General features: G+C 57.6%; 12 protein-coding genes. 8 read left to right on the top strand and 4 right to left on the bottom strand.

Translation table 11 applies throughout. The annotated features are described in order from the left end of the window. Positions 1 to 165: 165 nt before the first annotated feature. From HMPREF2980_RS07705 to HMPREF2980_RS07685, 5 genes are all read left to right on the top strand, one after another. Entirely contained in the window at positions 166 to 498 is a 333-nt protein-coding gene (locus tag HMPREF2980_RS07705) for a hypothetical protein (RefSeq protein ID WP_012902899.1), read from the top strand. Between the two features lie 85 nt (positions 499 to 583). Then, positions 584 to 1,486: an adenylate cyclase gene (locus HMPREF2980_RS07700; protein WP_070691161.1), complete on the top strand. Its 903-nt coding sequence runs from the start codon at positions 584 to 586 to the stop codon at positions 1,484 to 1,486. 182 nt (positions 1,487 to 1,668) lie between these two features. Then, positions 1,669 to 2,883, top strand: a complete 1,215-nt coding sequence (locus HMPREF2980_RS07695; protein ID WP_070691157.1) for a peptidoglycan-binding domain-containing protein — start codon at positions 1,669 to 1,671, stop codon at positions 2,881 to 2,883. 1 nt (position 2,884) lies between these two features. Next, the gene (locus HMPREF2980_RS07690) at positions 2,885 to 3,661 is read left to right on the top strand and encodes an ABC transporter ATP-binding protein (RefSeq protein ID WP_070691154.1); all 777 of its coding nucleotides are present in this window, start codon (positions 2,885 to 2,887) and stop codon (positions 3,659 to 3,661) included. After that, positions 3,662 to 4,819: an ABC transporter permease gene (locus tag HMPREF2980_RS07685; RefSeq protein WP_070691153.1), complete on the top strand. Its 1,158-nt coding sequence runs from the start codon at positions 3,662 to 3,664 to the stop codon at positions 4,817 to 4,819. A gap of 92 nt (positions 4,820 to 4,911) precedes the next feature. Here HMPREF2980_RS07685 and HMPREF2980_RS07680 read toward each other — a convergent pair whose 3' ends face one another. Beyond that, positions 4,912 to 5,775 (bottom strand): FadR/GntR family transcriptional regulator, encoded by an 864-nt coding sequence (locus HMPREF2980_RS07680; RefSeq protein WP_070633715.1) that lies wholly within the window; start codon positions 5,773 to 5,775, stop codon positions 4,912 to 4,914. Between the two features lie 221 nt (positions 5,776 to 5,996). Further along, complete coding sequence (locus tag HMPREF2980_RS07675) at positions 5,997 to 7,670, bottom strand: L-lactate permease (protein ID WP_070677480.1); 1,674 nt, start codon at positions 7,668 to 7,670, stop codon at positions 5,997 to 5,999. Positions 7,671 to 8,513: 843 nt separating this feature from the next. Here HMPREF2980_RS07675 and HMPREF2980_RS07670 point away from each other — a divergent pair. From HMPREF2980_RS07670 to HMPREF2980_RS07660, 3 genes are read left to right on the top strand one after another with little or no spacing between them, the layout of a single operon-like run. Further along, entirely contained in the window at positions 8,514 to 9,308 is a 795-nt protein-coding gene (locus HMPREF2980_RS07670) for a (Fe-S)-binding protein (RefSeq protein ID WP_005504630.1), read from the top strand. Between the two features lie 16 nt (positions 9,309 to 9,324). Then, positions 9,325 to 10,953: a lactate utilization protein B gene (locus HMPREF2980_RS07665; protein ID WP_070691150.1), complete on the top strand. Its 1,629-nt coding sequence runs from the start codon at positions 9,325 to 9,327 to the stop codon at positions 10,951 to 10,953. Next, the gene (locus HMPREF2980_RS07660; protein WP_070691147.1) at positions 10,953 to 11,597 is read left to right on the top strand and encodes a LutC/YkgG family protein; all 645 of its coding nucleotides are present in this window, start codon (positions 10,953 to 10,955) and stop codon (positions 11,595 to 11,597) included. Before HMPREF2980_RS07665 ends, HMPREF2980_RS07660 begins: the two co-directional genes overlap by 1 nt. A 216-nt stretch (positions 11,598 to 11,813) precedes the next feature. Here HMPREF2980_RS07660 and HMPREF2980_RS07655 read toward each other — a convergent pair whose 3' ends face one another. Together HMPREF2980_RS07655 and HMPREF2980_RS07650 are read right to left on the bottom strand one after the other, a co-directional pair. Continuing rightward, positions 11,814 to 13,373 (bottom strand): molybdopterin-dependent oxidoreductase, encoded by a 1,560-nt coding sequence (locus HMPREF2980_RS07655; RefSeq protein ID WP_005504634.1) that lies wholly within the window; start codon positions 13,371 to 13,373, stop codon positions 11,814 to 11,816. Between the two features lie 610 nt (positions 13,374 to 13,983). Continuing rightward, on the bottom strand, positions 13,984 to 15,465 hold the full coding sequence (locus HMPREF2980_RS07650) for a cation:proton antiporter (RefSeq protein ID WP_070691144.1): 1,482 nt from the start codon (positions 15,463 to 15,465) through the stop codon (positions 13,984 to 13,986). Positions 15,466 to 15,497: the final 32 nt, after the last annotated feature.

Genomic DNA, 15,497 nt, shown 5'->3' with positions numbered 1-15,497 from the left:
ACAAGTTGCGTTTTTTATATAAAACGCAATAAGTCACATATGCAAGTTGCATGATCCCCTTTATGCGGTGAATCGATGTAAATAGTTATATGTCGACAAGATGGTATATCCACTCATGGGGGTCAGTAATTTCAGACTCCTACCTAAGCAATAAGGAGATTCGCTATGTCGCGTTCTACTTTTGTCCGTGCGGTGTCCGCAATCGGCGTTGCTGCCGCTTTGTCGGTTGGGGCAGCTCTGCCCGCTGCTCACGCTGATTTTCACGCATACGACCATGTTGGTCTCAAGGGTGAACTGGCTCGTTCTGGTTTCAGCAATTTCATCGATGTCCCCGACAATATGCTTTCATCAGCAGCTAACTGGACCGGTGGCCGTCTGAAGGGTGTTAACACTAATTGGTGGGGCAACAATGATACCTTCCGTCTTGGCGCAGGACAGGTGCTTTACTATGTTGGTGATAACGTCAATGACACTACTGATTTTGTAGTTTCCTGGTAATAGGGCACTACATCTGTCAGAGGGTGGGAGCCTACTCATAGGCTCCTACCCTCCCTGTTCCTTACTGTTGAGAAAGGTGAAGTCCATGGCAAAGAAGCCCTTCGCATCCCTCGCCCTTATCGGTATTGCCTGTTGTCTGGGCGTATCGAGTTGCTCCACCACTGTTGAAGTTAAGCAGGACATTCGTAATGTCCTGGCAAGCTACGAGAATCCCTCCCCGGACATTAACGTGGCCCTCGTCAACGAAGTCAAAAAGTGCATGAGCGAGAAGTCCTTCACCTACTCCGGTAGCCAGAACATTATTTACGGTACCTCCATCCATGAACTTGCGATGAGTGGCGCCCACCTCCCCAACGAAGAAGCGGCCACCCAAGGGTACTTGTCCACCCGGCAGGACAACGCTAGCTCCAGCAATGCACCTGCGATGGAAAACCCGGCATACCGGAAAGCGTTCCAAGGTGACCCCCAAGCCGCAGACAGCAAGACCGTCACCATCACGATGAGTAACGGTGCCCAGGTCGGTATGGCAACAGATTCTTGCATCGGACGTGCGGCAGAGGCTGTCTTTGGCTCAGCAGAAAACTACCTCAAGTACACTAACTTCATTAACGAGCTCATCACGGGCGGCTCGAAGAACAACGCGGTAGAAGAAATGGGGAAATACTACCGCGATGACACCACCTACGGTGCCTGCATGAAAGAAAGCGGATACACCGATATTCAGCACTTCGGAGATGCTCCCAGCTACGCAGAGAAAACCTGGGGTAAGTACAAGGCCGCCAATGCCGCCGCCAATGCGGAAGAGCAGTCCCTAGCTCATGCTGACTACAACTGCCAAAAGTCCACTGGAATCCTGACTAAAGCGCAGAATATTTACTACGAAAAGGCGGCGACCTGGCTCAATAAGCATGAGCCGCTCATCCTTGAAGTACGCGATATCGAGCGTCAGGCACAGGAGCGCGCCGCAACTCTAGTCAACGGCAAATAGTAAACGCTGATTCCTTGTTGGACATTTTCTAGCGAGAATTTTCTACCGGTCCTCTGCTCTCACCCGCTTTCACCCGCGGATGAGAGCAGAGGATACAGCCCTTTATTCAGTCCCCGCCACGTTGTTTCCCTCAGCAATTACCTCTAGTCCCGCCCCATATTTCACCGCAGAAAGGTGAACCCATGAACACGCAGCAGAGTTCAGAAAACCCCCGCCGCGCCGCCACGACGGCAACCATACGCGCCTACCTGGTTCCGGTGCTCGTCATTCTGCTCGTCATCACCGGCGGGTTCTCCATCTACGCGCTCAACACGGGGCTACGCACCAATGTTGAATCCAATGCGCAGCCGTCCCGCGCCGCGCAACTAACAACCCGCATCAGCACGCAGACTGTTACCCGCACATACTCGGGAGAAGTCAGCGTGTCACCCGCCCGAAGCTACACCGTAGGAACCCCTCAAGGAGTGGTGACCAGGGACGGTGCTAAAGCAGGTACCCAGCTGAGTAACGGCTCAATTATCACCACTATCAACGAGCGTCCCATCATTGCGTTCAAGGGTAGTATTCCCGCCTACCGCGACCTTGCCGTAGGCGCACGCGGCGATGACGTTAAACAGCTCCAAGAAGCTCTAGAATCGCTCGGCTACAGTATCTGGGATGAGGAAGGAAACTACGGGGAAGCGACCGCCAACGCTGTCTACCGTTTCTACCTGGATCGTGGCTACTACCCTCCCGGGGATACTGACCGAACCGAAGAAGGACGCTACAGCACCGCACTGCCGCTCTCTGAATACCTCTTCGCTGACGGCAATGAATACACCGTAGACAACAGCTGCGGCGCCAAAGGCCAAACCTCAACTCCGGCGCTGTGCACCCTATCCGCGGGTGGATACCGTCTGGTACTCTCCGCGGACGGTAGCGCTCTCAGCAATGAACTCGCTGAGGGACAGAAAGTCCAGATTCTTACCGATAACGGAAGTCCGCTCGAAGGCACTCTGGGCGCGGCCCTCACACCCGAAGGCTCAACTAACGCTGACGGCGGCGCTAACGCAGGTGCCTCCAACGGTGCGCAGAATAGCGCGCGACCTAACAGCGATACCTCCGCGCAGGGAGCTACCGCACGGAAACGCTACCCCATCACAATCGACTTGCCGGAAAACACGACGGCATCAACACGTTTTCAAGCAACCGTCACTCTCAACCGAGGCGCTGAAAACGCCCTCGCAGTGCTTGAAGCCGCCGTCAAAACCGAAGAAAACGGAACGCACTCCATCACCCTGGATAACGGTCAGAGCGTTCCCGTCACCCTTGGCGTGTGCTCCGCCGGAATCTGCGAGCTCGTCAACCCCGCTGCAGAACTCAAGGCAGGTACCGTCGTGAAGCTGAAGGAGCGCTAAAATGCCTCATCACGAGACAGAACGTGCCCTCCCCACGAGCGCTACCGCCACAAAACCTAATATCGAGTGCCACAATATTGCGCGTTTCTTCCCGCCCTCCACCTGGGCACTAAAAAACGCGACCCTCAGCATTCATGAAGGCGAATCGGTGGCCATTACCGGCGCCTCCGGAAGCGGAAAATCTACGCTCCTCTCTATCATCGGGCTACTCGATCAGCCCTCTGAAGGTGAGCTGAAAATATTGGGCCAAAACATGGGCACCGCCAGCGACGCCGAGCGAACTGTAGCACGCCGTGAGCACATCGCTTTTGTCTTTCAGGCGTACCACCTTATCGCTCATCTGAACGCCACCGAGAACATTGCCCATACCCTCCGGATGCGCGGCGTACCGGGCCGTCAGGCACATCAGCGTGCGTTGCAGGCACTCGAACAGGTGGGTTTGGGGCACCGTTTGGAGGTTCTTCCACGCAATATGTCCGGTGGTGAACAGCAACGAGTCGCGGTCGCACGCGCGTTAGCCTGCGCCCCGCGTATCCTACTGTGCGATGAGCCTACAGGAAACCTCGACACTGAAAACTCTCACAAGGTGTTGGATCTGCTCCTCGCCGGCCGTGCGGAGAAGCAAAGCCTGGTCATCATCACCCATGAACCCGATATCGCGGCTCGCTGCGACCGGCAACTACACATGGTCGATGGGATGCTCGTTAGCCCCGAACTCACTCGTCCCGAAGAGCTTGCCCACCAAACGCTCATAGAACCCGTTGTCAGGGGAGGATAGATGCTAAGGAACAACCTTCACTACGCTCTCCTTGCAGTTGTTCGCCGTTGGCGCCGCAACCTGCTCACGGTACTGGCGATGCTCGCGGGAACAACCACCATCATCATGCTGGTGGGCGTCAGCGAGTCGTCAGCACTCAACACGAGCTCGCAGCTGGTCAGTTACGATTCCACCCGGCTCGGTGTGCGCCTCCAGCCGCAGACCTGGGATATACCGGAGGATGAACTGCTCTGGCGCGTTAACCAAGTTCCAGAGGTCAAAGCTGCCGGTACAGTCACCGTCGATACGCAGACAACGCGTCCGCAGGTCAACAGGCCGGGGCAAGAAGGCCAACAGACACCCCTCGCAATCGTTTCAGAATCAGGTTTGAAAGCACGAGGTGCGCACATTGTTGAGGGACATTTCTCGGAACCTGCCCGCGAACGCCTCGGTGAGCCTACCGTCTATCTGGGTGTTGCCCTCGCGAAAGAGCTAGGGGTCAGCACTGAGCCCGGGCGGAACATGATTGAGGTCAACGGAATGCGAGCCTACGTACTCGGCATTATCCGTGACGGCGGCAAAAACGCTGCTCTCAGTAGCGCTCTTATTCTGCCGACCACCTCCACTTTCTTGCCGCAAGCCCACACCCTGCAACGCGGTATGGACGTCATCGTGAATCCAGGAAGTGCAGATACGGTCGCGGAACAGCTTAAGCAGGTACTCGATCCGCAGCGCGCCCCCGTTGATACAAATATTGAGATTCCGCCTTCACCGGTGACTCTTCGTGCTTCCTTGACGAAGGATAGCCGAGCTCTTACGACCATTATTCTGGTGGTTCTTATCGTCTCGACAAGCTTCGGCATTGTGATGACCATGCAGATTTCGGTCTGGGAACGCCGCAGGGAAATCGGCATTAACCGTGCATTAGGGTTGGGACGGCGAGATGTGGCGGTCAGCTTCCTTGCGGAGGCGGCTCTCCTCGGGGCCCTGGGCGCTCTTGGAGGCTTCATCCTCGGTATTCTCGGTTCCTGGGTTGTGTGCCTTCTCAACGGATGGGCGCTATCTCTGCCGCCCCTTATCCTAGGGATTCCTTTCCTCGGCTTGGCTGTGGGCATCGTTGCGGGTGCATTGCCCGCTTACGCGGCAACGAAGGTTCAGCCGCTTGAGCTCCTGCAATAACTGCCCAGCGAATAAGGGCGGTGCCCCGGAAGGTCATTCTTCCGGGGCACCGCCCTTTAGCTATGTGGGTTTATGAGGTTGAGGGGCGAAGCCTAGCCGGCGTGAACGTCTTCATCGTGCACACCTTCGTGGCACAAATCCTCGTGCAGAATATCCCGCGCCGGATGCTGCCGCGCCCGCTCCTCCGCAGCACGGTCAGACAGCGAATAAAACCACGTAATGTGCTCGCACACCCGCTCATAGGCTGCCTGCTCATCGTGAGAGGCAATCGCCTCAATAATGCCGTAATGCTGCTGCTGCAACGTGCGCTTGACCGCCTCCCAATCCTTCAGGAAAGGAACCGCCTCCTGCACATAACTCATCGTCGCCATGTGCAGAGAGTCAATCACCGTATCAAGCACAATATTGCCGCCGAGCTTCGACAGCTCATAGTGAAAACGCGTATCGCAGAAATGGAAGCGCTCATCGCTGATCTGCTCATCCATCTCCGCCAGATGCACGCGCGCCCGCTCCAGCGCCGCCGCACGCTCCGGGGTGTCCGGCGCGGCAGCTGCCGCACGCGCCGCAGGGCCCTCCAGTAGCAGACGGGTTGAGACAACGTCCTTCACCGGCAGGCTACGGGTCGCAATGTGCATGCGCAGCGCCCAGCTGAGCGCATCCGAAGGCTCAGAAATGATAATCGCGCCCGACTTCGGTCCCGAACCCGTGCTGGAACGAATCAGACCCAGTGCGTTCAAAACCCTCAACCCCTCACGGACCGAGGGGCGGGAAATACCGTGCCGTGCCGCCAGCTCACGCTCAGAGGGGAGCTTATCGCCCACACGCAACTCACCCAGGCGCAGGCGCCGCTCAAAGGTCTCCAGGATGATGCTGTAGCTGCGGTCCGCCAGAATCGGCTGACGCTCAACCACAGGGGGCGCCTCTGCAGGCTGGGTGTCGTCAAAAGAACGAGGCATACTCTCTCCTGATAACGAGGCGGATAACGAAAAGAAGTCTCGACTCAGCATGTTCTCCCAAACTATTGGGGCAACCTATCGAGTCATAAGGGGCATAAAAAGCGGGGCGGCGATACCGGAAAGGTACGCCGCCCCGCTGTGGCCTCCGGTCAAACCGGGGCGAATGTCCTACTGTTCGTGAAGCGGATGCTTCAGGAACTCTCTAAAACCTGAGCTTCAGATTAGGGAATCATGAAGGACAGCACGTTGGTCTGCAGGAAGACCAGGACGCAGACGAACAGGAGCATAGCGAAGGACCAGGGGAGGACAGCCTTGAGGATGTCGGATTCCTTGCCTTCCATGTCCACGGAGGTAGCAGCAATAGCCAGCGACTGCGGGGAGATCATCTTACCGACCACACCACCGGTGGTGTTAGCAGCCAGCATGAGCTCGGGGGTTGCGCCGTGGATACCTGCGTGCTGCAGGTTCTCAGCAGCAGACACCTGCAGCTTGGAGAACAGTGCGTTCGCGCTGGTGTCCGAACCGGTCACAGCGGTACCGATCCAGCCCAGAGCCGGTGCGAGGAACGCGTAGACGGTGCCCAGGCCTGCCAGGAAGGTACCCATAGCAATGGTCTGACCGGAGAAGTTCATGACGTATGCCAGTGCCAGAACCGAAGCAATGGTCAGGATGGACCAGCGCATGCGGTAGACAACGGAACCGAACTCGGTGAAGATTGCCGGGAACTTGAAGGCGTAGCGGCCCTTCTCGTTGAAGAAGAAGTAGACCACAGCAACAACCAGACCGGAAATGATCAGCAGGGTGCCGGGGTTGGACATCCACGCGAAGTTGTAGACAGCGTCCTTGACGGGCTTGCCGTCAGCGGTGACGAGGCGGGAGCTCAGAGCCTGGATATCAATCTTGATGACGAAGCTCTTCAGCCATGCCTTCAGGCCAGCGTGCAGGTTAGCAACACCGAAGATTGCAACGACGATGACGTAGGGCAGCAGTGCCATCCAGACGCGAACGGCGGGCAGAGCTTCCTTCTCTTCAGCCTGTGCGGGCAGACCGTAGCGTTCACGAACGCCTGCGACGCCGCGCGGCTTCCAGAACTGCAGGAAGATCACGGCAACGCCCATGGAGACGATGCAGGCAACAACGTCGGTCAGGTTGTATGCGGGGGTAGCGGCGGTGACCCACTGTGCGATAGCGAAGGAAACGCCGATGACCAGTGCGGGCAGCCAAGCGTCCTTCAGGCCCTTCATGCCGTCGAGGATGACGAGCAGGATGAGCGGAACGAGCATTGCCAGGAACGGAGCCTGGTGACCAACGATGGTTGCGATAACGTGTGGGTCCTTGCCGCCGACTTCACCTGCGGTGGTAATCGGGACAGCAACCGCGCCGAATGCCACGGGTGCGGTGTTAGCGAGCAGAACGGTGATAGCAGCCTTGAGGGGCTTGACGCCCAGTGCCAGAATCATGGTTGCGGTAATTGCAACGGGAGCGCCGAAGCCAGCCAGTGCCTCGAGCAGACCACCGAAGCAGAATGCGATGAGGATAGCCTGGATGCGCAGGTCGCCGCCGCCGAGGCGGTCGAAGACGCGGCGCAGGTCTTCGAATCGACCGGAGAGAACGGTGATCTGGTAGAACCAGATGGCGCCCAGAATCACCCAGCAGATGACCAGGCCGTAGATGGCGCCGCGGACGGCGCTCAGGCCGGCGAGGTCAGCGGGCATGTGGAAGCCCAGCGCTGCTACGAGGATGGATGCTGCCAGTGCCACGAGTGCGGACCAGTGAGCGCGTGCCTTAACGCCCAGTAGCATCACAAAGAAGGTGAGGAGGGGAATGGTTGCCACGAGCGCGCTGAGGCCGAGGCTACCTCCCACTGCATTGGTTACAGCGGTATAAGTTTCCACTGGAACTCCTTTGGTTCAGGGTGTGTCTTGTGTGTGGTCAGACCATAGATAATCCCGCTGGGGAACGGGTCATTGTTTCCCATGCGGGGATGTGGTCAGACCATTGATCGCATGTTTAGAAGAGTACCGGATAGTGTGGTGATTCACCAAAAGTGACCTGACTCATTTTCGCGACTAAGGGGTGTTCGGAGGGTTTGCGCCCTGTGAATTTACCGAAATATTGCGACCCTGACAGTTAATGCCAGCTTCTGAAACTCAGATATTTCTGAAGGCGTAATGAAATGGGTGTATGAATGACTGCCTTATCTATTAGGGAACCTTCAACTGCGGGCACATTCTTGAAAAGAATGTTGCGTTAAAGAGGAGTCGCCCCACAAAACAATCATTAATGCTTCAGAAAGGTGGATTTCTAGGGGGTTTAGCCGCCGAAGATGTGCGTTTGATAAACGTTCAATAATTAAAGGGGTATAGGGGGTGGGGCGAGGGTAAAAACTAGATGAGGTCATATATACCGGAAGGTAGGGAAGTGTACCTTAAGGTCAGGGTGACCTAACCCGTTATTTAACAAGGAAAGTATGTGCTATTTCGACTAGAGAAAAGCCGCACAACGGTGTTAAATGGCAAGGAAGATAAAAGACATCACCACGGTTTCTGATCCCACCGCATCCCACCTCCACTTGGGGCGCGCACATCAGCCGGAACCTACCGGCCCAGCTTCCCCGACTCAATATATCTGAGTCGCCTCTTTGGAAGACCGAACTTATTCGGACTGTGCCCCGCCTGCCCCAAACGCAGGCGGTGAGACCGAGAAACTCTGAACACAGAGGAAAGGACGGACAAGTCATGCGCATTGCACTCTTCTCCACGTGCATCGTTGACGGCATGTACCCCCGCGTAGCACGCGCCACCGTCGAAATTCTTGAGCGCCTGGGCCACGAGGTTGTCTTCCCCCCGAACCAGACCTGCTGCTCCCAGATGCACGTCAACTCCGGCTACTTCGATGACGGCTACGAAGTCATCAAGAACCACGTTGAAGCTTTCGACTCCTGGGACTGGGACGTAGCTGTTGCACCCTCCGGCTCCTGCGTTGCTTCCCTGCGTCACCAGCAGGCAATGGTCGCACGTAGCCGCGGCGACGAAGCGCTGGCTCTGAAGGCAGAGCAGATTGCTTCCCGCACCTTCGAGCTTTCCCAGCTGCTAATCGACATCCTGGGCATCACCAACGCTGCCGAGCAGCTCGGCTCCTACTTCCCCGAGCACGTCACCTACCACAGCTCCTGCCACGGTATGCGTATGCTCGGCCTGGGCACCCGCCAGCAGGACCTGGTCCGCACCGTCGAAGGCATCAAGTACACCCAGCTCGAGGGCATGGACCAGTGCTGCGGCTTCGGTGGTACCTTCTCCTTCAAGAACGCTGACGTCTCCGGCGCAATGGTCAACGACAAGGCAGACAACGTTGAAGCAACCGGTGCTTCCGTCTGCACCGGCGGCGACTGCTCCTGCCTGATGAACATCGGCGGTGCGCTGATGCGTCGCGGCTCGGACGTTCAGACCATCCACTTCGCTGAGATCCTCGCATCCACCAAGGAAAACCCGCTCAAGATTAACTCCGAGCGCGTCGAGCTCTCGATCGGCTAAGGAAAGATAAGACCTCATGACCGCTATTCAGCTTGGTATGCCCAAGGTCGTTCACTACGGCGAGGGCAACATTTTCGAAGAAACCCCCTTCCCCAAGTACGCGAAGGAAGAGCTCAAGAACGAGCAGCTACGCGCCAACCTGCGCTTCGTGACCCACGCGATCCGTAACAAGCGCGCACGCGTCACCGCAGAGGTGCCCGACTGGCAGGACCTGCGTAACACCGGTGAGTCCGTCAAGAACTACGTTCTGGCGAACCTGCCCGAGCTGCTCGAACAGTTCGAGCGTAACTTCACTGCCGCAGGCGGCCACGTGCACTGGGCACGCAACGCCACCGAGGCGAACCAGATTGCTCTGGACCTGATTCGCGAGCAGGGCGTGGACGAAATCATCAAGATTAAGTCCATGGCAACCGCAGAGACCGGCCTGAACGAATTCCTCGAGGAAAACGGCATCAACGCTATTGAGACCGACCTCGCGGAAGAAATCGTCCAGCTCGGCCACGACCGCCCCTCCCACATTCTGGTGCCCGCAATTCACCGCAACCGCCGCGAAATCCGCGACATCTTCCTGCGCGAAATTGAGGGTATTAACCCGGACATCACCGATGAGCCGGCAGAACTGGCAGAGGCATCGCGTAACCGTCTGCGTAACAAGTTCCTGAACACCACCGTGGCAGTCTCCGGCACCAACTTCGGTATTGCCGAGACCGGTACCCTGACCATCGTGGAGTCCGAAGGTAACGGCCGTATGTGCCTGACCCTGCCCGACACCCTCATTACCTTCATGGGTATTGAGAAGATTCTGCCCACCTTCCAGGACTACGAGGCATTCCTGCAGTTGCTGCCCCGTTCCTCCACCGGTGAGCGCATGAACCCCTACACCTCCATGTGGACCGGTGTGACCCCCGGTGACGGCCCGCAGAACATGCACGTCATCCTCATCGACAACGGCCGTACCGCCGTTCTGTCCGACGAGCTGGGTCGCCAGGCACTGCGTTGCATCCGTTGCTCCGCTTGCATGAACGTGTGCCCCGTGTACGAGCGCGCAGGCGGTCACGCCTACGGCTCCACCTACCCGGGCCCCATCGGCGCGATTCTGTCCCCGCAGCTCTCCGGTATCGAGGCTGCAGAGAACAACTCCCTGCCGTACGCGTCCTCCCTCTGCGGCGCATGCTACGAGGTCTGCCCCGTGAAGATTAACTTCCCCGAGGTCCTCGTGCACCTGCGCGCTAAGGACGTCGAGTCCAAGCACGCTATCCGCGAGTTCGAGGGTAACAAGAAGGCTCCCTTCTCGCAGATGGACGGCATGATGCTCGGTGCGAAGAAGCTCTTCACCTCCGGCAAGATGATGTCGATTGCAGAGCGTGGTCTGCCCATGTCCCGCCTCATTACCGGCCGCAAGCACAAGATCACCGCTGTTCCCGGTATCGTCGGCGGCTGGACCGCTTACCGCGACATCCCCGAGCCCCCCAAGGAATCCTTCCGCAACTGGTGGAAGAAGGAGAAGGGTCAGGCTCCGGCACGCGATAACGCACAGCGCGTTGACATTCAGGCCCTCATCGAGGCTAACAAGGGTAAGGCAGCTGAAGCGGCTGCAAACGCTAAGGCTGCTCAGGAAGCCCGTAAAGCTAAGGAGAACAACTAATGTCCTCTGCTAAGGAAGATATCCTCGCACGTATCCGCTCGTCCCTGGCTGACGCACCCGTCGCCCCCGAGCCCGTACGTAACTACCGCCGCGTCAGCGAGCTGAACGAAGAGCAGACCATTGAGATGCTCGTCGACCGCCTCATTGACTACAAGGCAAATGTGTTCCACGCGAACAAGGAGAACATCTCCGAGGTCATCGCAGAACGCCTGGGTGAAAAGTCCACCTACGTGGTTCCCGAGGGCCTGAACATGGAGTGGCTGCCGGCTGACACCGCTGACCGCAAGCGCGTCACCGACTCCGGTAGCACCCTCAAGCCCGGCTGCCTGACCCTGAAGGAACTGGACGCAGTTGACGCTGTGGTGACCGGTTCGACCGTCTCCTGCGCAGAGACCGGCACGATCTTCTTGAACACCAACCCCGATGAGGGTCGCCGCGCCATCAGCCTGGTGCCCGACCACCACATCTGCGTGGTGCCCCGTTCCACCGTCGTGGAGCTGGTTCCCGAGTCGATCGAGCGTATCACCTACACCCGCCCCGTGACCATGATTTCCGGTCCGTCGGCAACCAGTGATATCGAGCTGATCCGCGTGGAGGGCGTGCACGGCCCCCGTACCCTGGACGTCATCATCTACGACGCCTAAGGTAAAGCGCCAGAAGGCAAACCTCTAAAGAAACCGCCCGAGAGCTAAGGCTCCCGGGCGGTTTCTTTATGCCCTCTTGGCTTCTGCATCTTTCAGAGCAGTAGAAAGCGGCGGAGAAGATAAGCGAACGGTGGCGGGCCCATGTTTCCCGCCACCGTTCTGTGCTTTATAGGGTGGTGTATCGACGGTTAGCGTCGTAGCGCCCCGTAAAGGTGCTTAGGCGCGTGCGTCGAAGTGCTGCAGACCGGAGTCCTCGCGGCTACCGCCCTGGCCATCGCCAACATCGTGGTAGTCCTTGATCCACTCGATCTTCTGAACCCACTTGACCATCTTGTAGCCGTGCATGGAGTCCGCACGCAGACGGAGCGGGCCACCGTACACATCGGGCAGGGGCTTGTCGTTCATGCCCCACGCCAGGATGGTCTCATCTTCCATTGCCATGGAGATGTCCAGGCACTCGTAGTAGGGTTCGGTCGGGCGGCCGTCGTAGGTGTGGCCCACGTGGCCGAAGGAGGTCACCATAACGTAGCGTGCCTCGTCGGTCTTCTCGACCAGTGCGAGAACGTCGCGCAGGCGCACGCCCTCCCACTTGGCGATGCCGGTCCAACCCTGCATGCAGGTGTGCATGGTGATGTTGACTTCCTTGCCCAGCTGCTTGAGCTCGTCAATGCTCAGGGACTTGGATTCCTTCACCAGGCCGCCCAGCTCCAGGCGGTAGTCAACGAACTCGTGCTCCTTCAGGCGGTTCCACTCGGTGCTCTCACGCTCTGTCGGCGGGCGAGTGTTAACCCAGTGGAAGGGCGAGATGTCGGCATCGGTGAAGGTCTTCTTCTGCACCTGACGGGAGGTGATACGGTCCAGCAGGACGTTACGAATCGGCTGGGTCAGACCCCAAATGAAGGTCTGGGTGAATCGCAGGTCGCGCAGGGACCAGTACGAAGCGAAAATCCACAGAGCCACAGCGAAGACAATGCCGCCAATGAGCATGGTGACTGCCTGAGCGAACTGTGCTGCGTCGACCTCGTTGTAGGGCTTGTTCAGCATCATGTGGGCGATGTTGTACTGGGGGTGAACCACGAACACCAGCGCCACGTGAATGACGGTGAAGACGCAGTAGAACGCCATGCCCAGGAAGTGGATGGAACGTGCGGTCTGGCGGTTACGGAAGAGGCGCACGTAGCCGGGGAAGCGGCCGCAGAATGCCGGGCTCATAATCGGGCCGGTTGCAATCATCAGCGGTGCCACGATGAACACCACGGTGAAGTACATGATCTGCTGCAGAGCGTCGTACGGCTGGAAGTGCTCAATCGAGGGAATCTGGAAGCCAGCGTAAATCTGGATGGATTCCCACGCCTGCGGGATGATGTCCCAGCTGGTCGGGACGATGCGGCGCCACTGACCGGTCAGGAACAGCAGGGAGACATATACCAGACCGTTAACAATCCAGATGACGGTCACCAGCGCGTGCCATGCGCGGCCCAGACCAATCTGGGCTTTACCGGGCAGAGAAATCAGGGGAGACAGGGTGCGCTGGTCATCGCGCGCAGTAAATGCGCCGGGGGTGGTAGGGACCTTGTCCTTGGTGAACTTAATCCACTCAGAACCCGGGGTGCAGTGGTTGTTCCAGTACAGGCGGGGGTGAGAGGCGAGAACTTCCCAACCTGAACGAATCAGGAAGCCCATCATAATGAAGTTGATAAAGTGCGTAATTCGGAGCCAGGCCGGGAAGTCCAGCTCTACGCCACCAGTGCTCGCGGTGAGGAGTAGTTGGTGCATGATATTTCCTTCGGAAATGACTGTGTGTGCAGACAATCGTTAGGATTCAGTGCGAGGCCTTGAGATGCGAGGTTAGAAATAGTTACCTTTCTGAACCATATGATCCTCCTCCATGGTTGGGAGCCGCCGGGGGTATCGTCGCGGATACTCCCGAAAGGGGCGCCTCCCGTGTGTGAGATGGGAGGTGCGCCAGCTCCCGCTGGGGCGGAAGCGACTCTGTGTATGTATGTTGGTTTATGTGTGTTTTAGGGAAATTCCCTGTCCGCTTTCAATTTTATAGGACAAAGTGTCAGTCGTGAAAGCTAAGACACGTCATGTTCTGTAATATTTGCATAAAAAATCCGAATTTAAGGAAGATTCTCATCTTTCCGCGGTTTATAGGGTCTTTCGGGTGCAAAAAACCCACCGCAGCCTCAAAAGAGGATGCGGTGGGCTTTGATCCTATATGTGGGATGCATGTTGGTTTGCAGTACTTTAACTGCCTGGTATTGTGTGGTTTTAGAAATTCAATCCCACATAAGGTTGCGGCGACTGTAAGCGAGATTCTCACTCAAACCGGTTCGTCAACCCAATCTTGAAAAGCCAGACCGTAACCACAGCGTCGCCGCTACTAAATCTCTGCAGAACCCGTATTCTCCGCAGAACCGGGCTGAGCATCAGACGGGGGCTCAGAATCAGGCTGGGGCTCAGAATCAGACTGGGACTTCAAACGAACCACCGGAATCATGCCCGTGGTCAGCTTCGTCTGAGCATTACGCTGAGCCTTCAACGCGTTCATCTGCTCCTTACGGCTCGGCTCCTGCTGAGCCGGTTCCGCAGAACCAAACGCCTGACGAATACCCAACGCCCACAGCGGGAACAGCAAAACCGTCAGCGCGCCACCAGCCACCAGCAGAGAAGCCGTTGACTCCTCCAAAAGATCCGAACTGGTCGCAACCTCCGTCACCGCCACAATAATCGGCAGACCCGCAGCCGAATACAGAGCCAACTGCGCCTTCTGCGCGCGAGTGGTCAGGCCCGAACGGGTATCGAAGAAATGCTCCGCCAAAAGAACCGGAACACCACGGCACAGCAAAATACCCACCACCACGGCAAGCAGACCCAGAGGATTCGCAAACACCGCAGACACGTTAATACCCATGCCGCTGACCACGAAGAACAACGGAATCATGAACGTAAAACCAACCACCTCAAGGCGGCGAGTCATCATGTGCAGAGCCGCCGGAGGGGTCAGGGTACGCAGAATCAGACCCGCCGCGAACGCACCCAGCACCGCATCCAAATCGAAGAGCGCGGTACACATAATGAGGGTCGCCAGCAGGAACATCGCAAGACGCAGAACCGTCTGACCGGTCGTATTCGCCTCCGCAGCCATAATCTGACGCAGACCCGGCACATGCGCAAACAGGCGGTGCGGAATCAGCGCCGTAATCACCGCAACCACCATGAACGCCAGCAGCACCACAAACGCCATGCCCGGTGAACGCGACGACAGCAACAGCGAAATAGCGAAAATCGGCAGCAATTCACCCACAGCGCCGTGCACCAGCACCGCATTACCCACCGGCGTGCCAGCGGCACCGTGAGACTTCAACATCGGCAACAGAGTGCCCAACGCCGTAGAACTCAGCGCCACACCCACCGCAACATACGTATTCAGCTCACGCGAGAACGCGGTAATCGCTGCCGCACCCGCCATACCCAAGGTAAAACACACAAACCACGTGGCAATAGCGCTATAACCCTGACGGCTACGCAGCGAGGACACGTTAATCTCAAAGCCCGCAATCAAAAAGAGCATGCCCAGACCAAGCTCCTTCAGCAGCGGAATACCGCCCTCACTGCTGGCAAGATTGAACATATTCGGGCCAATGAGCAGACCAAAAATGAGCAGGAAGACCACATCCGGAATCTTCTTACCCGTCAGACGCGAAAGAATCGGGGACAGCAACGCAACCAACGTAATCCAGAAAATGGACACAAACTGGCCGCTATCGTGGCTCGATCCTTCCGAGAGGGTCGTACCCGAGGCAAGAAGAGCACCGGAAGTTCCCCAATCCGTCAGAAAAAGAGGGGATAAAGTCGAAAACATAAAACCTCAACGTGGTGTATGTGCAGGTGGGG

It is taken from the genome of Rothia sp. HMSC076D04 (assembly GCF_001814645.1).
GTDB lineage: Bacteria > Actinomycetota > Actinomycetes > Actinomycetales > Micrococcaceae > Rothia > Rothia mucilaginosa.
Note: the sequence above shows the minus strand (reverse complement) of the source record. Positions and strands in the feature narration are given on the sequence as shown.